The organism is Streptomyces sp. NPDC059695, assembly GCF_042733785.1.
GTDB lineage: Bacteria > Actinomycetota > Actinomycetes > Streptomycetales > Streptomycetaceae > Streptomyces.
In genome coordinates this window covers 77912-97904 of record NZ_JBHWFF010000007.1, presented here as the reverse complement: position 1 = coordinate 97904, position 19993 = coordinate 77912, and the positions used below count along the sequence as shown (strand labels likewise).

Below are 19993 nucleotides of genomic sequence, written 5' to 3'. Positions count from 1 at the left end.
CTCGCCTATTCACTCCCCACCGGGGCGGCTCGCATTTTGTGACCCGGCCCCAACCCGATTCGCCGGGGGGGGGGGGGGGGGGGCGGGGGGGGCCCCCGCCCCCCCCGCCCGCATGTGGTCCCCATATAGGCGCCTTGTCCAGTCCATAGGCGTTACTGTGGGGACGCGGGAGCATGCCCGTGTCCGGCACCGTTCGGGTGAAGAGGAGCCAAGATGGGCCAGGCGCTCAGCGAAGGCGGCAGAACGTCCGAGGACGTCGTCTTCCGCCCCGTGCGGGCAGGCAACGCGTTCGAGGAGACCGTCGAACGCCTGCTGTGTGCCATCAAGCTCGGCTTCATCTCCCAGGGCGAGACCCTGCCCCCGGAACGTGAGCTCGCCGTGCAGCTCGACATCAGCCGGGTCACCCTGCGCGAGGCGATCCGGGCGCTCCAGCAGGCCGGGTACGTCGAGCCGCGCCGCGGCCGGTACGGCGGCACGTTCGTGACCTACAGCCCGTCGGCCCCGAGTGAGGGCGACGTCCGCCGCATCGCGGAGACCATGGGCGACGAACTCACGGACGCTCTCGCGTTCCGGCAGGTCATCGAGCCCGGCGCCGCCGCCCTGACCGCGCAGCGCGCCCTCACGGCGGAGGAACGCCGGCTCCTCCAGGCGCGCCTCGAGGACGTCCTGGCCGCCGACGGGTCGACGTACCGGCTGATGGACTCGCGCTTCCATCTCGCGATCGCCGGGATGTGCGGTTCACCGTCCCTCTACGCGAGCATCGCCGAGACCCGGCTCCGGCTCAACGACCTCCTCAACGCCATACCGCTGCTCCAGCGCAACATCGAGCATTCGCACGAGCAGCACAGCGACCTCCTGATGGCCATCCTCCGCGGTGACGCGGCGGCCGCCCGCTCGGTCATGGAGGATCACGTCGCCGGCACGGCGGCTCTGCTCCGCGGCTTCCTCGGCTGACGCGCCGCGCGGCGGCGCCTCACGCGGCCCTCACGGCGTCCGGTCCGTCGCCCGGCCCCATCCGTCGCCCACGACCTTGCTGGCCTTGGCCATCTGAGCGCTCGACGGGACGACCGGCTGGTCGTGCGGGAGCCGCGGGAGCCAGCCCGCCGCGATCACGTCGAGGGTTCCCGCCTTCTGCATCGGCTTCATCAGCACGGGCCGGGCGAAGCCCTTCAGCCTGAGGTTCTGCGCCTCGTCGCTGAACAGGTACTCCTGCCACAGCCGCGCGGCGGCGGGGTGAGCGGCCCTGCGGTTGATCGCCGTGGCGTAGTAGCCGGCGAAGACCCCGTCGTCGGGGATGGCGACCGCCCACTGCGCGTTGGTGTGGAGCAGCGCCCGCCAGGACGTGGAGTTCTTGAAGTCCCAGTTGATGACGATGGGAGTCTTGCCGTTCTTGATCGACTCCGTGGTCGGCTTGACGGGTATGTAGTTGCCCTGGTCCGTCAGCTTGGCGAAGAACTCCACACCGGGGGTGATGTCGTCGAAGGAGCCGCCGTCGGACAGGGCGGCCGCGAAGACGCCGGAGAGGGCGGAGTTCGACTTGGTGGGGTCGCCGCTGAGCGCGACCTTGCCCTTGTACTCGGGCTTGAGCAGGTCTTCGAAGGTGTCGGGGCAGATCCTCATGTACTGGACCGCGCAGCCGATGGAGATGTAGCCGCCGTAGTTCGCGTACCACGCGGAGCCGGGATCCCTGCGCCCGGAGGGGACGTCCTGGTCCCGCTCGATGCGGTACCGGGCGAAGAGGGCCTCGTCCGCCGCGGACTGCGCCTGGGCCACTCCGACTTCCACCACGTCCACGGCCTTGCCCTCGGCCCGGTCCTCCTGGACCGCCCTGATGGCGTCCTGACTCGTTCCGTCCGGGTTCTCCACGCTCACGTCGATCCCGTAGCGCTTCTCGAACCCGGCGATGATGTCGCTGTAGTTGGCCCAAGTGGCGGACATCGCGACGGCGTTCAGCCTACCCTCCTGTCGGGCGGCCTCGACGAGCGCCTCCATTCCTCCGGCCTCGTCCACGGAGCTCGCCCTGCTCAGCGTCGCCCGGTCGGGGATCTCGGGTCCGCTCTCCAGTAAGCCGCAGCCCGTCAGGGAGAAGGTCGCGAGCAGGGCCGTACAGGCCGGGACGGCGGTGAGGACGTGCCTTCGCCGGTCAGTGGACATGAGGAACTCCTGACGAACAACAAAAGGTCTAATGGCCTGAGGATAGTACCTTCCACTTGATTGGTTCGATGAAAACGGTCAAAGGGCACATACCTCCCCCGTTGATCGTTTGTGACGTGCGTCTTGCAGTCATATGACAGTCACCTGCGAATGGTTCCCACCCTGTGGATCATGACCACAGAATGATGTGTCGACGGCGCGCAACTTCCTTTGGATCAGAGGGTCCGCGCCCGGCATCCCGCACCACGAGCACACCATCGCCCGGATCGGGCCGCGTGCTTCCATCCCCTCAGAAAGTCACGTTGAGCATGTCCAGAACCGGCCCACCCCCGCCGGCCTCCCGTACGGCCCCCACCGCGTCACCTCGTGCCCGGACCGCCCCCGCGGCTCGTGGGAAGGCGGGGTCATGCTCCGCCATGTGACACGCAGGACGGCCGGCTGGCTGGCCATGATCGTGCTCGCCACCAACGTCACCTACGTACTCGCCGCCTGGTTCCTCGATCCGAGGTCCAACTACAAGGACACCCGCCCGGTCCGCTCCGAGGCGGAGATCGACCAGGCACTCGCGCCCTACAACCTGGACCCGCGGGTGCCGCTCGCGGAGCGGTGGTGGCACTGGTTCAGTGACGTGGTGCTGCACTTCGACTGGGGGAGGTCCCCGGTCGGGGCCTCCGTGAACGGCGAGATCGGATTCCGGGTGCTGGTCAGCGGCCAGCTGGTCACCGCCGCCACGCTCCTCTCGGTGCTGCTCGGTGTCGCTCTGAGCGTGTCCACCGCGACACGCCAGTACGGCTGGTGGGACCGGATCACCCAGCTGGTGTCGGTGTTCCTGTTCAACATCCCGACCGCCGTGGCCGCGTTGGGCGTGGTGCTCCTCGGGATCTGGCTCAACCAGAGCCTCGGACTGCGCTTCCTGTACGTCGCCGGGGAGAAGTCCCCGGGCGTCGAGGGCCTGCTGCCGACGGTGGCAGACCGGGCGCAGCACCTCATCCTGCCGACCCTGAGCCTGACCCTGCTGGGGTACGTGGGCTATCACCTGACCCAGCGCACGCTGCTCCTTGACGCCATCGGCTCGGACTACGTGCGCACCGCCCGCGCCACCGGCCTCACCCGCGCCCGGGCGATCCGACGCCACGCCCTGCGGGCTTCGCTGATCCCGACCGCCACCTCCGTGGCGTTCGGCATCCCCGCGATCTTCACGGGTGCGGTCATCACCGAGACCGTCTTCGGCTGGAACGGGATGGGGCAGTACTTCATCCAGACCATCGCCAAGAACGACGTGCACGGAACGGTCGCGGTGGCGGCGTTCGGCGCGGCCATGACCGCGGTCGGCGCCGTCCTCGCCGACATCGCCGTCGTCCTCCTCGACCCCCGGGTCCGGGTGAGCTGACATGACGACTCTCGCAACCTCTGCGCCCGCGACACGCGCGCCCGGTGCCGGGCGGCTGTACGTGCGCCGGTTCGGCCGCAACCGCGCGGCCCTGCTCGGTGTGGCGCTCTTCGTGCTCCTGGTGCTGTTCAGCGTGCTCGGCGGTCTCCTCAGCCCGTTCGCGTACACCGACGCGGACTTCGCCGCGCTCACCCGGCCCCCGGACGGGACCCACTGGTTCGGTACGAACCAGGGCGGGAACGACGTGTACGCCGAGGCGGTGCACGGCCTCCGGCGTTCCCTGGTGATCGCGGTGAGCGTCTCGGTGCTGACGATCGTGCTGGCCGCGGTGATCGGCGCGGGCGCCGCGTACCTCGGCGGCCGGGTGGAGAAGCTGACCCTCGCGGTCATCCACTTCCTGCTGGTGGTCCCGTCGTTCCTGATCCTCGCCCTGGTCTCGCACCGGCTCGCCGGCGACTGGCGCGTCCTGATCCTCGTCCTCACCGTCTTCGGCTGGATGACGACCGCCCGGGTCGTCTGGTCGCTGTCCACGTCGCTGCGCGAGCGCGACTACGTGCTGGCCGCCGAGTTCATGGGGGTGCGGCCGTGGCAGATCGTGCTGCGGCACATCATCCCGAACCTGGGTTCCCTGCTCGTGGTCAACCTGACCCTCGGGGTCGTCGCCACCGTGCTCGGTGAGACGGCGCTGTCGTTCCTCGGTTTCGGGGTCCAGCCCCCGGACGTGTCGCTGGGCACCATGCTCGCCGACGGTTCCGGCAGCATCACCAGCGCTCCCTGGCTGTTCGCGTTCCCCGCGGGCCTCGTCGTGCTGCTGACGGTGTCGATGACACTCGTCGGCGACGGTCTGCGCGACGCCCTCGACCCCACCTCCGTATCGGCGGCCTCGGGAGGCACGCGATGACGTTCACCCTCCTGCCCGCCGCCGGGTCGCCGGCGGGGACCACCGGGCCCGCGCCCGTCCTGTCCGTGCGGGACCTGCGGATCTCCTTCCCGTCCGAGGCCGGTGCCGTCGAGGCCGTGCGCGGCATCGGCTTCGACCTGCTGCCCGGCCGGACGCTGGGCATCGTCGGCGAGTCCGGGTCGGGCAAGTCCGCGACGGCGATGGGCATCATGGGGCTTCTGCCGCCGACCGCCCGCGTGTCGGGCGAGGTGCTGCTCGGCGGCCGTGACCTGGTCGGCCTGAGCGACAGCCGGCTGTCCCGGATCCGCGGCAAGGACATCGGCATGGTCTTCCAGGACCCGCTGTCCGCGCTGACCCCGATCTTCTCGGTCGGCCGGCTGCTGTCCGACGCGCTGCGGGTCCATCAGGACCTGACGAGGCAGGCCGCGTGGAAGCGCGCGGTGGAGCTCCTCGACCTGGTCGGCATCCCCGAACCGCACCGCAGGGCACGGTCGTTCCCGCACGAGTTCTCCGGCGGGATGCGCCAACGGGTGGTCATCGCCCTGGCCATGGCGAACGCCCCCTCCGTCATCGTGGCCGACGAGCCCACCACCGCCCTCGACGTGACCGTGCAGGCGCAGATCCTGGACGTGCTGCGGACCGCGCAGTCCGAGACCGGTGCGGGCGTCGTGCTCATCACGCACGACCTCGGGGTCGTCGCCGGGTACGCCGACGACGTCGCCGTGATGTACGCCGGGCGGATCGTGGAACGGGCGGGCGCGGACGCGCTGTTCCGGCGTCCCACCATGCCGTACACGATCGGCCTGCTGGGCGCCGTGCCCCGCCCCGACGCCCCGAAGGACCACCCGCTGGTGCCGATCGGCGGCGAACCCCCGTCGCCGGCGGCGCTCCCGGCCGGATGCGCCTTCGCGGACCGGTGCCCCGCCGTGCTCGACGCCTGCCGTACGTGGGAGCCCGCGGCGACCCCCGTCGCCGGGCACGGGGACGTCACCTGCCTGCGCGCGGAAGAGATCGCCGACGGCCGCCTCGGCGCGGACACGCTCTTCCCCGCGCCTGAGGAGCCGGACGTCCTCACCGACACCGCCCCCGGCGACGTGGTGCTGAGGGTGGAGGGCCTGACCAAGACCTTCCCCGTCACCAAGGGCGCGTTCCTCAGGCGCCGCGTCGGCACGCTCCACGCGGTCAGCGGCGTCGGGTTCGAGCTGCGGGCCGGTGAGACCCTCGGTCTGGTGGGCGAGTCGGGCAGCGGCAAGACCACGACGCTCCTGGAGATCCTGCGGCTCCGGCCGCCGGAGGGCGGCCGGATCGAGGTGGCCGGCACGGACGTCGCCGACCCCGGCTCCGCCGAGCGGCTGCGGGAGCTCCGCGGCGCGGTGCAGATCGTCATGCAGGACCCCATGGGCTCCCTGGACCCGCGGCTCCCGGTGTTCCAGCTGCTCGCGGAACCGCTGACGGCCGTGGGTGCCGACCGGCCGGCGATCCGGGACCGGGTGTCCGAACTCCTTGGCCTGGTGGGCCTGGACGCCTCGCTCGCGGACCGGTTCCCGGACGCCCTCTCGGGCGGCCAGCGTCAGCGTGTCGGGATCGCCCGCGCCCTGGCGACCCGGCCCCGGATCGTGGTCCTGGACGAGCCGGTCTCGGCGCTGGACGTGTCCGTGCAGGCGGGGGTCGTCAACCTGCTCGCCCGGCTCAAGCGCGAGCTCGGCCTGGCGTACCTGGTCGTGGCGCACGACCTGGCCGTGATGCGGCACTTCGCCGACCGCATCGCGGTCATGTACCTCGGGCACGTCGTCGAGACCGGCGGCACCGAAGAGCTCTTCGCGAACCCCCGCCATCCGTACACCGAGGCCCTGCTGTCCGCGATCCCCGTGCCCGACCCCGGGCGCGAGCGGTCCCGCGAGCGCATCGTCCTCGAAGGCGAGCAGCCGAGCGCGTCGAACCTCCCTCAGGGCTGTGTCTTCGTCGACCGCTGCCCGCTGTTCCGCCTGCTCGACGACACGGCCCGGGACCGCTGCCGCACGGAGCGGCCCTCGCTCGGCCCCGCGGCGCCCGGCTCCGGGCACCTGCACGCCTGCCACGCCCGCTGACATCGGGCTCCGCCCCGGCGGTGCCGCAACCCCTCGGCGCCGTCGCACCCCCCATGAAGGAATGAGGATCCACCCCGCCATGCGATCGAGAATCGCCCTCCCCGCCGCCGCGCTCACCGCGGCCCTCGCGCTCACCGCCACCGCGTGCAGCGCCTCCGGTTCCGGCTCCGCGGATTCCGGCAAGGCCTCCGGGAAGGGGGCGACCCCCGCCGCGGCCTCCGCGAAGGTCGACTACAACCCGCAGCCCTACGACAACGTCAGGGACGGCGGCACCTACACCACCGCCGGCACCATCGACGACCAGGGCAACCCCTTCAACGCCAACGCGACGCTCACCGCCAAGCGCGTCTGGTTCTGGTACAACCCGGACGTCATCACCTACTCCCCCACCGGTGAGGTCCAGTACAACCCGGACTACCTGAGCGACGTGAAGGTCCGCGTCACGGGCGGGAACCAGCGCGTGGTGCTCACCCTCAACCCGAAGGCGACGTACAACGACGGCACCCCGGTCGACTGGAGGGCCGTCAGGGCGACCTGGCAGGCGAACAACGGCACGGACAAGAAGTACAACGCGACCGACACCGAGGGCTACAGCCACATCACCTCGGTGACCCGCGGCAAGGACGACAAGCAGGCCGTCATCGACTTCAAGGGCACGGCTCCCTGGTGGTCGAGCCTGTTCGTCACGTTCCTGCACCCGAAGGCCGCCACCGTCGCCGGATACAACGACGCCTACGTCAAGAAGGTCCACCCCGAGTGGGGCGCCGGGCCGTACACCGTCGGCGCGTTCGACGCCAAGGCCGGTGACCTCACCTTCGTACGCAACCCCAAGTGGTGGGGGAAGAAGGGCAGGCTGGACAAGCGCGTCTACGTCAACCTGGAGTCGGACGCCGCGGCCAACGCCTTCAAGAACGGCCAGATCGACTACACCTCCGCCGGCGACGCCGAGGGACTGAAGCGCCTCTCCGGCGTCCAGGGCACCGAGATGCGCCAGGGCGGGAGCCCGTTCGCGTACTCCTTCTACGTCAACGCCAAGTCGCCCAACCTGCGGGACGTCCAGGTGCGCAAGGCGCTCCTGGAGAGCATCGACCGGACCCAGATCGCCAGGATCCAGTTCCAGGGCCTGGGCGACTACAGCGAGCCCCTGCCCGGCTCCCTGCTCCTCTTCAGCTTCCAGAAGGGGTACTCCGACAACGTCGGTGCCGTGATCAAGCACGACCCGGAGAGCGCCAGGAAGACCCTGGACGCGGCCGGCTGGACCCCGGGTGCCGACGGCGTCCGCGAGAAGGACGGCAGGAAGCTGACCGTCACGTACACCCTGCGCGGCGGTGACCCGCTGGAGAAGGCCACCGCCGGCGCCCTCGCGCAGATGCTCAAGCCGGTCGGCATCCAGGTGGAGCTCAAGACCTCCACCGAGGCCGACTTCGCCAGGATCCTCACGGAGCGCAGCTTCGACATCTTCCTGGTCGGCAACCGCTCGCCCGACCCGTTCGGCGCCCGCTACCTGTGCGAGTTCTACTGCTCCGAGAGCGGCTCCAACATCGTGGGCATCGGCGGCCCCGGGCTCGACCGGGAGATCCGCGCCGTCTCCGCGATCTCCGACCCGGCCGAGCAGACCGCCCGCGCCAACGCCGTCGAGCGCAAGGCCCTGGCCGAGTACGGCTACCTGCCGCTGTTCAGCGGCCCGTCCCTCTACGGGGTCAAGAAGCGGCTGGCCAACGTGGGCGCCACCCTCTTCGGCACGCCGCTGCCGGAGACGGTGGGCTGGCAGAAGTAGCCCCGTGGCGCGCCCGCCTCTCTCGCCGTGTCAGTACGTGTGGTCGGCGGTGACGTCGGCCGACAGGTCCAGGGCCTTCTCCGCGTCGGCGCCCCGCAGCGTCATCAGGGTCTGGGTCAGGGCGTCGACGACGGCGAGATGGGCCAGGCGGGAGGCGACGGTCTCCAGCCCGAAGATGAGGTCCTGGCCGCCCGCGACCAGCGTGCAGGTGCTGGTGTTGCTCAGCGGGGAGTTGGCGTAGCTGGTCAGGGCGATGACCTCGGCTCCTGCGGCACGGGCCCGGCGGGCGGCGTCGACCGTGCTGCGGGTGGCGCCGGTGTGGCTGACGGCCAGGCAGGCGCCGGACGCGGGCAGGAGGCCGGCGGAGAGCTGCGCGGTGATCGCGTCGGAGGGCGCGTCGACGGCGCAGCCCAGGGCGCGCAGGCGATAGGCGGCGTCCGCGGCCACGGCGCCGGACAGTCCCGCGCCCACGACCAGGACGCGCGGCGCCCGGTGGAGTGTCGCGGCCGCGGTGCGCAGTTCGTCCGGGGAGAGCGTGGAGGCCAGTCCGTCCAGGGCCTCCTTCGCGGCCCGCACCGTGTCGGCGAGCGCCCGGGCGGCGGGGTCCGGATCGTGGGCGGGGCGGGGGCTCGGGGCCTGTCGGACCGCCGCGATCTTCACCTCCTGGTATCCGCGGAAGCCCAGGCGCTGGCAGGCGCGGACGACGGACGAGGGCGCGGTCCCGGCGAGGACGGCGACGTCACTGACGCTGAGGTGCACCAGCTCGGCGCCCCGGTCGAGGAGGACCTGGGCGACGCGGGCCTCGGCGTCACGCAGTTCCGAAAGACGGGCGCGGATGTGTGCGGCGAGCTGCGGACCCGATGCGGAATGAGATTCCATAACCACATAGTATCGCGGAATCACATTCCACGAGGATGAGGAGGACGTCGATGTCCTTGGCCCTGTCGCCCCTGACGGGCGCGGCCGCCGTGCCCGTGGTGGTGCTCGCCGCGGCGCTGCTGCACGCGGTGTGGAACGCCCTGGCCCACGGTGCCGAGGACCGGCTGGCGGTCTTCGTGCTGATGAACCTCGCCACGACCGGGTGTGCCGCCGCCGTGGCGTGCTTCACCCCCCTCCCGGACGCGAGGGCCTGGCCGTTCCTCGCCGCCTCGGCCGCCCTCCAGGTCGCCTATCAGGCGCTGCTCCTGCAGGCGTACCGGCTCGGCGACTTCGGCCAGATGTACCCGATCGCCCGGGGCACCTCGCCCCTGCTCGTGGCACTGGTCTCCGCCACCGCACTCGGCCAGCCCCTGTCCACGGCGGAGACCCTCGGCGTCCTGGTGATCTCGCTCGGCCTCCTCGGCCTGGCGCTGGCCGACGGCCTGCCCGGCCGCGCACAGCTGCCGGCCCTGGCCGCGGCCCTGGGGACCGGCGTGATGATCGCCTCCTACACGCTCGTCGACGGCAGCGGAGTGCGGCAGTCGTCGACGGCGGTCACCGGCTACGTCGCCTGGCTCTTCCTGTGCCAGGGGCCGGTCCTGCCCCTGCTCGCCTGGGCGCTTCGGGGCCGTTCCCTGACCGCCCGGCTCAGGCCCGTTCTCGGGCGCGGCCTGATGGGAGGGGTGCTGTCCCTGCTCGCGTACGGACTCGTGGTGTGGGCGCAGGACCACGGCAGCCTGGCCACGGTCGCGGCGCTGCGCGAGACCAGCATCGTCTTCGCCGCGCTGATCGGTCTGGTGATGTTCCGCGAGCCCTTCGGCCGCCGCCGCCTCACGGCCGGTGCCCTGGTGGTGACCGGCATCGCCGTCCTGGAACTCACCCATCCCTGAGGGCCTCCCCCGCCCGCTGGGCGGCCGCGGGCCAGGGGCGGCCCGTCGCCAGGTGGGCACCGGCGACCAGCACGAGCAGGAGGGCCGTCAGTCCGCCGAGCGCCATGACCGTCGAGGGTGAGGAGCGGTCGAGGACGGCGCCCCCCGCCAGGGCACCCAGGGACAGCGTGGCCTGGAAGGAGGCGGTGAAGAGGACCGAGGACGCCTCGGGCGAGCCGGGCGACGCCTTGGCGAACCAGGTCTGCGAGCAGACCGGGACGGCTCCGTACCCGACGCCCCAGACGACCAGAAGCGCCACCGCGCCGGCGTCCGACCGCCCCAGCAGGGGCAGGAGCAGGGTCGCGGCGGCGATGAGGGCCGCCGCCGCGGCGAAGGCGGCCCGGGGAAAGCGCCCCACCGCGGATCCGCCCAGGAAGGTGCCGGCGATCCCGGCCGCGCCGTACAGGAGCAGACAGACCGTGACGAGCCCCGGGCCCATGCGGGTCACCTGCTCCAGGAAGGGGGTGACGTACGTGTACGTGCCGAAGTGGGCGAGCACCACGAGGAACGTCATCGCCAGGGCGAAACGGGTGTGGACGCCGCGGAGCATGGCACGGAGGTGGTCGGGTCCTGCCGCCCTACTGGACGGGAGCGGTGGGACGACCAGGAGCAGCAGGGCGAGGACGGCCAGCGTGAAGCCGCCCATGACCAGGAACGCGGTCCGCCAGCCCGCGACGTCACCGATGAACGTGCCCAGCGGCACGCCGAGTACGGAGCCGAGCGGTACCGCGGAGAAGATCACCGCGGTCGCGCGGCCCACGGACCCTGCGGGCACCAGCCGGTCCGCGATTCCGGCTCCGACGGACCAGAAGCCGCCGATGGTGACCCCCACGAGGACGCGGGAGGCCAGGACCAGCCAGTAGCTCGGCGCCGCGGCGGCCAGGAAGTCGGCCAGCGCCAGCAGGAGGACGAGCGCAGCCAGCACGACCCTGCGGTCGACGCGCCGGCAGGCCACCGTGACCAGGGGTGCCGAGACCGCGGCCAGGAATCCCGGCATGGTCATCATGAGACCGGCCATTCCGTCCGAGACGGTGAAGCTCGCGCCGATGGAGGTCAGCAGACCGATCGGCAGGATCTCGGTGGTGACGATGGAGAAGATCCCCAGCATCACCGTGACGACAGCGGGCCAGGAGGCCCGCGACGTCCGGTCCGGCGGTGCGGACGTCGGGACGGATGGGGTGGTTGCTGCGGACATGGATCCCGTCCTGAGGTGGTCGGCGCATGGGGGCGTGACCACCAGTCCAGCAGGAACGGGCGCCGATCTCCGGCAGGTTTCCGACGCCGACGATCAGCCCTCGGCCGACCCGGGCTCCTTCGCCAGGAAGGCCAGCAGGGCGCCGTGACCGCCTCGCGGGCCCCGCCGACCGCGTCGGCCTCGACGACGACCGTGGTCAGTCCCGACCGCACTGGGCGATGTCGAACATGAGGGTCCTTTCGGGGCGGTCGGTACCGTGCCGTCCGCGCTCCGCGGTCCGGCACACCCGAAAGTCAGGACGCGCCCGACCGGGCGACTTTGCTCCCCGTGCCCGGGAGCCGGCACGACAGCGCACGGCCCGGCATCGCCGTCGTCGCGCCCCTGCTCGACCGCGGGTTGTTCCGATGGTCTGATCCTGTGGCAGATGGTGACCATGTGGACACGCACCGTGTCCGGGCGTCACACTCGGCTCGGCCCCTGATGGGGAATCAGAACTCAGGACGGAGACGCGATGCTGCGACGCACGATCCGACTCGCCCTCGCTTTGACCATGGTCATGGGGGCCCTGACGGGCGGATTACTGGCGACGGCCGGACCGGCCCGGGCCGACGAGTGCTACACCTGGGGCCGCACCCTGTCGGCGGGGATGTCGGGCTCCGACGTGACGGAGCTGCAGATCCGGGTCGCGGGACACGCGGCGTACGGGGAGGTCATGGCGGTCGACGGTGCCTTCGGCCCGGCGACGAAGGCCGCGGTGACCCGTTTCCAGCAGGCGTACGGGCTGCCCGCCGACGGGATCGCGGGCGCTCGGACGTTCGCCAGGATCTACGCCCTGCAGGACCCGGACTGCACCCCCGCGCACTTCACCTACGCCGAGCTGAACACGTGCAACTCCGACTGGTCCGGCGGCGCGGTCGGCGCCGCCACGGCCAAGGCCAACGGTCTGCGCACGCTGTGGAAGCTGGAGGCCCTGCGGCACGCCATGGGCGACGTGCCGCTCACCGTGACCAGCGGGTTCCGCTCGTACTCCTGCAACAGCGCGGTGGGCGGCGCCTCGAACAGCCGCCACCTGTACGGCGACGCCGCCGACCTGGTCGGCAGCCCGTCGCTCTGCCGGCTCGCCCAGCAGGCCCGGTACCACGGCTTCGGCGGGATCTTCGGCCCCGGTTACCCCGACCACAACGACCACACCCACGTCGACGGGCGCACCGCGCGCTCCTGGTCGGCGCCCGACTGCGGCGTCTGAACGTCGGGCAGGGCCGGACTGCTCCGCACGAGGGCCTCTCGCCGCCGTGCGGGGAGTCCGGCAGCTCCCCGCGCAACCCCGCTTCCCCACCTCTCCCCTCCCCTCCTCCTTCCCCCCTCCGCACCCGAGTAGGAGTGCTCTGATGTCGTCACGCACCACCTGGTCCGCCCGCGCCGGGACCGCCGTACTGGCAGTGCTCGCCGGTATCGGCGCGGCCACGGCGCCCGGCTCCGCCGCGGCCGCCTCGCCGCCCGAGACGGGCCGGCAGGTCGTCAGCTATCACGGCTACCGCATCGCGGTGCCCGCCGACTGGCGGGTCGTCGATCTGACCGCGAACCCCCGCGCCTGCCTCCGGTTCGACCGCCCCGCCGTCTTCCTGGGTGAGCCCGCCGAAGAGAACGACTGCCCCGCCCACCTCGTCGGCCGTACGGCGGGCATCGTGGTGGAGCCGATCACGGCCGGTTCCGCCGGGCGTACGACGGCGGCGACCGCGCGGACCCTGCGCGGAGCGGCCGGCGTGCCGGACGCGAAGTCCAGCGGCGACACGATCCAGGTGGCGGTCGAGGACGCCGGGGTGCTGGTCACCGCCGTCCACACCCCGGAGACCGAGAGCCTGGTGCGCACCGCTCTCGGCTCGGCCGAGCTGACCGGGGGCGCCGAGCGCACCGAACTGCCGCGTCAGCGGCAGCCCGACGCTCCCCGGTCGTACGCGCCGGGACCGCAGCCGGGGAGCTATCTGGGCAAGGGCTTCGACGCCTGCACCGCGCCCTCCCAGGCCGCCATGGACGCCTGGCGCACCGGCTCTCCGTACAGGGCGGTCGGCGTCTACATCAGCGGCTCCTTCCGCGCCTGCGCACAGCCGAACCTGACCGCGGGCTGGGTGACCCACCAGACCGGCAACGGCTGGCGGCTCATCCCCCTCGACGTCGGCCGCCAGGCCCCGTGCACGAACTTCGCGCAGAGGATGTCCGCCGACCCCGCCACGGCCAAGTCCCAGGGCGTCAGCGCGGCCGCCGCGGCCATCACCGCCGCGAAGAACCTCGGGATCCCCACGGGCAGCACGATCTACAGCGACATCGAGTCCTACACCTCCACGGCCTCCTGCAGGGCGGCCGTGCTGTCGTACCTGTCGGGCTGGACCGAGCGGCTGCACACCGGCAGTTACCTGTCGGGCTTCTACTCCAGCGCCTCCTCCGGCATCAAGGACGCCGCCGGCGCGTACAACAACAGCGCCTACACGCGGGTGGACCACATCTTCTTCGGCTGGTGGAACGGCGCCGCCGACGTCAACACCGGTTCCTACGTCCCCTCCACCTCCTGGGCCGGGCACCGTCGGATCCACCAGTACGCGGGCGAGGTCAAGGAGACCTACGGCGGGTACTCGATCACCATCGACCGCGACTACCTGGACGTGGGCGCCGGCGCCCAGGCGTCCAGCTGCTCGGAGACGAACCTCGCCTTCGCCGAGTACCCCACCGTCCAGAGCGGCTCGACCGGCGAGCAGGTCGCGGCGGCCCAGTGCCTGCTGACGGCCGCCGGCTACGACCCGGGGGCCGCCGACGGGGCCTACGGCCCCTCCACGACCGCTGCCGCCGGGCAGTTCCAGAACAGCCGGGGACTCGCCGCGGACGGTGTGATCGGCCCGAGGACGTGGACCGCGCTGCTGTCCCACGGATCGGCCCCGACCGTCCGGAACGGCTCGACGGGAGAGTCCGTCGCCCGGCTGCAGCGCGCCCTGACCGCCGCGCTGGGCCGGAGCGTGTCCGTCGACAGCGTCTTCGGTCCGGACACGGACGTGGCCGTGCGCGACTACCAGTCCTCACGCGGGCTGGACGCGGACGGCATCGTGGGCTCCGGCACGTGGGGCGCCCTCCAGTCCGGGATGTGACACGACCGCAGGCGTGCGGGAGAAGGCGGGGGGGCCGCCCGGGCGGGCGCGCGCCGCGGGGGTGCGGGATCAGACGCCGGCCCGGCGTCTGCCGCGGACGCGCCGCGGGTACGGGAAGAGCCGGGGCCGGCGCTTGGCGGCCACGTCCTCGACCCAGCCGAAGGTCAGCACCAGCAGGCCGATCAGCGGGATCGCCACCAGCAGCGGGAACCACTGGCTGGTGAGCAGCCACTGGCCGTGCTCGTAGAAGAAGCCGACGGACCAGAGGGGGTCGATCAGGGGGATGGCGGCCACCAGGGCGGTCTCGTGCCAGAGGTAGACGCTGACGGCGCGTGCGTTGAGCAGGCTGATCAGGCCGTTCCAGCGTTCCAGCGGCTTGGGCCACTGGTCCCAGGAGGGACTGACGTGGAGCAGGAGGGCGACGAAGCCGAAGGACCAGAGGGCCTGGGCTATGGGCCAGCTCTCGATGTCGGTGGGCACGGTCGGATCGACCGGGCGGGTCTGCAGGTACCACCAGCCGGCCACCATGATCAGCGGTGCGACGGACGGCACGACGTACTGCGGGATCTTCTTGAGCAGGCCCTCCTGGTGCGCCATGCCGAGGATCCAGCAGGCGCCGAAGGTGGCGAAGTCGCTCGCGGTCTCCCAGACCCGGCCGTAGACGAACTCCTGGTCGACGAAGACCGTGTTCATGATGATCACCAGCGCGATCGGCGCGCTGAGCGTCACCACCGGCATCCGCCGCAGCGCCCACAGCATCAGCGGTGAGAGCAGGACGTACCAGAGGTACGCGCGGAGGTACCAGAGCGGGACGATGACCTGCGCGGCCCAGCCCTGCCCCACGAGATGGTCGAAACCGTTCAGCGAGTCGGCGTACGGCGGAGTGCTCAGCGGCACGATCCAGAACAGCAGCTTGCCCCACCACCAGCCGGGGTGGCCCTCGGCGTCGGGCCCCCAGCCGTCGGCGACCTCGATGGCGAGCATGATCCCGCCGAAGAGCCACATCGGCGGCAGCAGCCGGCGCAGCCGGCCCCGGATGACACCGAGGGCGGGCCGGCTGAGCGAGCGGGTCATCAGCGACCCGGCCAGCGCGAACATCACGCCCATGGACGGGAAGACGATGGGCAGCCAGAACCAGCCGAAGTTGTGGTAGAGCACCACACGGCCGAGGGCCAGCGCGCGCAGCAGGTCGAGGTAGCGGTCCCGGCCGCCCTTGCGCGGGGCCGGTGCCGCCGGCTCCGGCTCCGGGGCCTGGCGCAGCACGGGGGGAATTCTCAGCCGGAGGGTGTCCTGGACACCGCCGAACTCGAAGGACGCGGTCATGGTCAGGCCTCCACCGGTGCGGCGACCTCGCCGGTGCGCCGGAGCTTCTGCCAGCGCAGTCGGCCACCGGTCAGCGCGGTGATCGCGGACTGCAACAGGACGATGTACATCAGCTGCCGGTAGACCAGTTGCTGGATCGGCAGGCTGATCAGGTGCAGGGTCTTCTCGCCGTCGAGGCGGAAGGCGTACCAGGACAGCGCGGCCTGGAGCAGGATGAAGCCGCCCCAGCTGGCGAGCGTGATCGGGGCGTCCGCGAACAGCACGCCGTACAGCAGGAACATGTCGACCAGCGGCGCGAGCAGGGGGGCGACCACGCCGAACAGCACGACGAGCGGCAGCCCGACGCGGCCGAAGCGCCCGGCCGGGCCGCGGGCCGTCACGGCGCGGCGGTGCTTCCACATCGCCTGCATGCTGCCGTAGCTCCATCGGTACCGCTGCGACCACAGCTGCTGGAGGCTGGCGGGAGCCTCGGTCCAGGCGCGGGCGCGCTCGGCGTAGACGATCCGCCAGCCGTCGCAGAGCACGGCCATGGTGATGTCGGTGTCCTCGGCGAGGGTGTCGTCGCTCATGCCGCCGACCCGCCGCAGGGCCTCCTTGCGGAAGGCGCCGACCGCGCCGGGGATGGTCGGGATGACGTTGAGCATGTCGTACATCCGGCGGTCCAGGTTGTGGCCGAGGACGTACTCGATGTGCTGCCAGGCGCCGATCAGGCTCTCGCGGTTGCCGACCTTGGCGTTGCCCGCGACCGCGCCGATCGACCGGTCTCCGAAGGGCTGGACCAGCTCACGGACCGTGGACGGCTCGAAGACGGTGTCGCCGTCCATCATCACGATGATGTCGTGCGACGCGGCCGCCACGCCGGTGTTGAGCGCGCTGGACTTGCCGCCGTTGGCCTTGCGGATCAGCCGGACGAAGGGCAGCCGCATCTCCTCGACGATGTCCGCGGTGCCGTCCGTCGAGCCGTCGTCGATGACGATCACCTCGATCGGGTAGTCGCTCGCGGCCAGGGAGTTGAGGGTGTTCGCGATGCACTCGCGCTCGTTGTACGCGGGGACGAGGACGGTGACCGGCTCGGTGACGGGCGGTCCCCACGCGTTCCGCCGCCGGGAGCGCCGGGCGTGGAGCGGCGCGAGCACGAGCATCAGCGCGAAGCGGCCGAAGTTGAGGAAGCCGACGAGGGCCAGCAGCGCGACGAGGACCGGGAGGGTGAGCACGGCGGCCTTGCTGGCCCAGACGAATCCCTTGCCCGCCCACAGCTGGTAGCCCTCGACCGGCACCGTGGCGTCGGTGGCGCCGAGGGCCTCGGAGATGGTGGCGAAGCGGTAGCCCTCGCCCTGCAGGTCGGTGATGATGCGCTCCAGCGCCTCGACGGTCTCGCTGCGGTCGCCGCCCGCGTCGTGGAGCAGGACCAGCTCGCCCTTGCCGGGCCTGCGCGGCATCGCCGCCTTGACGATCTCGTCGGCGCCCGGACGCTTCCAGTCGTCGGTGTCGCGGTCGATGAAGGCGGTGAGGTAGCCGTGGGAGCCCACGTACTTGATCACCGGATAGTTCCAGTCGTCGAGCGCGGAGGCGTCGGAGGAGTAGGGCGGGCGGAAGAGCGCGGTGTGGACGCCCGCGACGCCGGCCAGTGCCAGCTGCGTCTGCGCCAGCTCCCAGCTGATCCTGGCCTTGGACTGGTACGCCAGGTCGGGGTGGGTGAAGGTGTGCACCCCGAGCTCGTGGCCGCCCGCGACGATCTGCCGGATCAGCTCCGGGTGGCGCGTGGCCATGGAGCCGGTCACGAAGAAGACCGCGTGGATGCGGTGGGCGGCGAGCACGTCCAGGATCTTCGGGGTCCACTCCGGCGAGGGGCCGTCGTCGAAGCTCAGGACCACGGTGTGGTCGGGGACCTGATAGCTCACCGGGTGCTCGTTGCGGCTGCCGCGCGCGTCGATGATCGGGCCGCCCGTGAGCAGGTTGCGCGGCACCGTCGTCTTGTCGACCGAGGTCGCGATCCGGGTGTCGTGGAACGCCTCGTTGGTGGCGAGGCCGCGCAGGACGAGGAGCGCGAGCAGGCAGGCCAGCAGGGACAGCGGCATGAAGAAGCGCAGCGGCGGCGCGGCCAGTCGGCGCGGCCTGAGCGGGGACTGCCGGCGGCGCTGGTGGCGTGACAAGGGGCGCTCCTGGAGATGGGGTGGTGCGGACGATCAGGCACGCCCGGCCGGCCCGCGGGCATCGCTCCGGGCGGCACGGCGGTCGTGACGTGCCCTGGCGCGTCACGACCTGCGGCGTGACGGCCGGACTTCTGGGGTGGGGTGTCGCGGACCGTGCCCTCTAGGGGTGGGAGGGCGACAGGTGTCCCGTCGCGGGCAGGTACGACGGTTTCGGCGGTATCCCCATCGCCGGGGCGTCCGACTGCACACCGATCAGGCTCCCGCCCATGGCGGCCGCCAGGATCGCGCCGACCACGGAGACCGGCCATCCGAAGCGTCGGAACAGGCGGCTGCGCAGACCCGACTGGTCGACGAACACCGGTGCCGGAGCGGGCTCCACCCCCTGCGATTCGGACATGCCGATGTGCGCCGGGTATGCCGGACCGTGCCCGAAGGGTGTGGTGACTTGGCGCATCTTGTGTGGCCTTTTTGTGCAGGGTATGGAGACCGCTGAAGCGTAGAGCGGACCGTAGCGCACGACGACGATCGATTGGGGCGCGATGTGCAGATTTGGCATGATCTGGTCGAGCGCCGTAACCGGATCGGTATGTCGAACGACCGCACTGCGAGACGCTGGTGACCGAATCGGTCGGGCGCGCCGGGTGGCCTGAACCCTTCGCTAGGATGTCCCCTCGATTCACGGGATCAGCGCGTGATCCGTATGCAACGGGCGTGTCCGGATACCGCCTCTGCACCCCAAGGAGCCTGTGTGAGCCAGCCCCGCCGCACCCCCCGTCGCCGCGCGTGGGCCGTGCTCACGCTGCCCGCCGCCCTGTGCGTCCTCGCCGCGTGTTCCGCCGGCCCCTCGTCCGGCGGTGGCTCCGACGCCGCGCCGGCGCGGGAAGCATCGCCGAGTCCGTCCGGACCGCCGGGAACGCTGTTCGACGACTTCCGCTACAGCGGCGCCGACGACCCCGCGCTCGCCGCCCACGGCTGGGAGATCCGTACCGGTGGCGGCGGCCCGGGGATCAAGGACACCTGGGGCACGGCCGGCGTCGGCTTCCCGTCCGACACGACCGCCCAGGGAGGCACGGTCCTGCGGCTGCGGTCCTCCACCGACGGCACCGCGCAGGGCACGGAGCAGGCCGAGGTGCAGACCACCGGCACGAAGTACTTCACCGGGACCTACGCCGCCCGGATCCACCTCAGCGACGAGCCCACGAGCGGCCGCGACGGCGACCACGTCGTCCAGACCTTCTTCCCGATCTCCCCCGCGGACTCCTCGGAGAACTACAGCGAGCTCGACTTCGAGTACCTGCCGAACGGCGGCTGGGGTTCGGTGGGGCCGCAGCTGGACAACGTCAGCTGGTACAAGGCCGATCCGCCGGACCGGGTCGCCCACAGCCTCAAGCGCGAGCTCGGAGGCTGGCACACGATGGTGATCACCGCGATGGACGGGAAGGTCACCTACTCCCTGGACGGCAAGGTCCTCTTCACCAGCTCCGGGAAGTACGTCCCGCGCGAGAAGATGGACATCCACTTCAGCAACTGGCTCATCGACCTGCCCTTCGCCGGTGGCGCGCGCACCTGGGACATGAAGGTCGACTGGGTCTACCACAAGGCCGACGAAGCGGTCTCCGCGGCGGACGTCCAGAAGGCGGTGGACGGCTTCCACAGCTCCGGCACCGACTACGTCAACACCGTGCCGCAGTCCTGACCCCGTACGGAGAATCGTTTCTCTCCCGTCCCTTGTCAGGGAGTTCACCCCCTCCCTACCTTGGTTCAGCGAGTCACCGGCCCCACGGGTCCACCGGCCCGGCCGGGCCGTCACCTGTTCCTCGGCGCACGACACAACCTGGAGGCGTGACATGCCGTTAGCCGTGCCGGACCTGCTGGAAACCGCCGGAATCCGCGACGCGGGTCCCCTGGAGATCGACGACGAGGCGATCGCGTTCGAGGACGACGACCGCAGCGACCGCGAACACACCGCGTGTCTCGCCGACCCCTGGGTGACCGCCACCACCCGCTTCGCGTGTGACCTGAACTCCTAGCG

The 19993-nt window shown here is 71.6% G+C and carries 16 protein-coding genes; 10 read left to right on the top strand and 6 right to left on the bottom strand.

Features of this window, described 5'->3' with window-relative positions:
* Window positions 1–213 precede the first annotated feature (213 nt).
* The gene (locus ACFV2S_RS11215; protein WP_385556407.1) at window positions 214–954 is read left to right on the top strand and encodes a FadR/GntR family transcriptional regulator; all 741 of its coding nucleotides are present in this window, start codon (window positions 214–216) and stop codon (window positions 952–954) included.
* A gap of 30 nt (window positions 955–984) precedes the next feature.
* On the opposite strand, the gene ACFV2S_RS11210 is transcribed toward ACFV2S_RS11215, so the two are convergent.
* On the bottom strand, window positions 985–2154 hold the full coding sequence (locus tag ACFV2S_RS11210) for an extracellular solute-binding protein (protein ID WP_385556405.1): 1170 nt from the start codon (window positions 2152–2154) through the stop codon (window positions 985–987).
* A 406-nt stretch (window positions 2155–2560) separates the two neighbouring features.
* On the opposite strand from ACFV2S_RS11210, the gene ACFV2S_RS11205 reads away from it, so the two are divergent.
* The 4 genes from ACFV2S_RS11205 (at window position 2561) to ACFV2S_RS11190 (ending at window position 8309) form a co-directional block, all read left to right on the top strand.
* Complete coding sequence (locus ACFV2S_RS11205; RefSeq protein WP_385556403.1) at window positions 2561–3544, top strand: ABC transporter permease; 984 nt, start codon at window positions 2561–2563, stop codon at window positions 3542–3544.
* A 1-nt stretch (window position 3545) separates the two neighbouring features.
* Window positions 3546–4445 (top strand): ABC transporter permease, encoded by a 900-nt coding sequence (locus ACFV2S_RS11200; RefSeq protein ID WP_385556401.1) that lies wholly within the window; start codon window positions 3546–3548, stop codon window positions 4443–4445.
* On the top strand, window positions 4442–6532 hold the full coding sequence (locus ACFV2S_RS11195) for a dipeptide ABC transporter ATP-binding protein (RefSeq protein WP_385556399.1): 2091 nt from the start codon (window positions 4442–4444) through the stop codon (window positions 6530–6532). The genes ACFV2S_RS11200 and ACFV2S_RS11195 overlap by 4 nt, the downstream gene beginning before the upstream one ends.
* A 79-nt stretch (window positions 6533–6611) precedes the next feature.
* Window positions 6612–8309 carry an ABC transporter family substrate-binding protein gene (locus ACFV2S_RS11190; protein ID WP_385556397.1) on the top strand — a complete coding sequence of 566 codons (1698 nt, stop codon included), beginning with the start codon at window positions 6612–6614 and terminating at the stop codon, window positions 8307–8309.
* 30 nt (window positions 8310–8339) lie between these two features.
* On the opposite strand, the gene ACFV2S_RS11185 is transcribed toward ACFV2S_RS11190, so the two are convergent.
* The gene (locus ACFV2S_RS11185) at window positions 8340–9188 is read right to left on the bottom strand and encodes a MurR/RpiR family transcriptional regulator (protein ID WP_385556395.1); all 849 of its coding nucleotides are present in this window, start codon (window positions 9186–9188) and stop codon (window positions 8340–8342) included.
* Window positions 9189–9238: 50 nt separating this feature from the next.
* Between ACFV2S_RS11185 and ACFV2S_RS11180 the strand changes: the two genes are divergently transcribed.
* Entirely contained in the window at window positions 9239–10117 is an 879-nt protein-coding gene (locus ACFV2S_RS11180) for an EamA family transporter (RefSeq protein ID WP_385556393.1), read from the top strand.
* On the opposite strand, the gene ACFV2S_RS11175 is transcribed toward ACFV2S_RS11180, so the two are convergent.
* Window positions 10104–11351, bottom strand: a complete 1248-nt coding sequence (locus ACFV2S_RS11175) for an MFS transporter (RefSeq protein ID WP_385556392.1) — start codon at window positions 11349–11351, stop codon at window positions 10104–10106. The two genes, ACFV2S_RS11180 and ACFV2S_RS11175, sit on opposite strands and share 14 nt — an antisense overlap.
* 511 nt (window positions 11352–11862) lie before the next feature.
* Between ACFV2S_RS11175 and ACFV2S_RS11170 the strand changes: the two genes are divergently transcribed.
* Window positions 11863–12597, top strand: a complete 735-nt coding sequence (locus ACFV2S_RS11170) for a D-Ala-D-Ala carboxypeptidase family metallohydrolase (RefSeq protein WP_385556391.1) — start codon at window positions 11863–11865, stop codon at window positions 12595–12597.
* A gap of 142 nt (window positions 12598–12739) precedes the next feature.
* Window positions 12740–14485: a glycoside hydrolase domain-containing protein gene (locus tag ACFV2S_RS11165; RefSeq protein ID WP_385556389.1), complete on the top strand. Its 1746-nt coding sequence runs from the start codon at window positions 12740–12742 to the stop codon at window positions 14483–14485.
* A gap of 69 nt (window positions 14486–14554) precedes the next feature.
* On the opposite strand, the gene ACFV2S_RS11160 is transcribed toward ACFV2S_RS11165, so the two are convergent.
* The 3 genes from ACFV2S_RS11160 to ACFV2S_RS11150 form a co-directional block, all read right to left on the bottom strand.
* A complete protein-coding gene (locus ACFV2S_RS11160; RefSeq protein ID WP_385556387.1) occupies window positions 14555–15808 on the bottom strand; it encodes an acyltransferase in 1254 nt (417 codons plus the stop codon).
* Between the two features lie 2 nt (window positions 15809–15810).
* Window positions 15811–17886: a bifunctional polysaccharide deacetylase/glycosyltransferase family 2 protein gene (locus tag ACFV2S_RS11155; protein WP_383797482.1), complete on the bottom strand. Its 2076-nt coding sequence runs from the start codon at window positions 17884–17886 to the stop codon at window positions 15811–15813.
* Window positions 17887–18121: 235 nt separating this feature from the next.
* The gene (locus tag ACFV2S_RS11150; RefSeq protein WP_385556385.1) at window positions 18122–18358 is read right to left on the bottom strand and encodes a hypothetical protein; all 237 of its coding nucleotides are present in this window, start codon (window positions 18356–18358) and stop codon (window positions 18122–18124) included.
* A 351-nt stretch (window positions 18359–18709) separates the two neighbouring features.
* Here ACFV2S_RS11150 and ACFV2S_RS11145 point away from each other — a divergent pair, with 351 nt between their 5' ends.
* Together ACFV2S_RS11145 and ACFV2S_RS11140 are read left to right on the top strand one after the other, a co-directional pair.
* Window positions 18710–19657 carry a glycoside hydrolase family 16 protein gene (locus ACFV2S_RS11145; RefSeq protein WP_385556383.1) on the top strand — a complete coding sequence of 316 codons (948 nt, stop codon included), beginning with the start codon at window positions 18710–18712 and terminating at the stop codon, window positions 19655–19657.
* A 151-nt stretch (window positions 19658–19808) separates the two neighbouring features.
* Entirely contained in the window at window positions 19809–19991 is a 183-nt protein-coding gene (locus tag ACFV2S_RS11140; protein WP_383797478.1) for an SflA family class IV lanthipeptide, read from the top strand.
* Window positions 19992–19993: the final 2 nt, after the last annotated feature.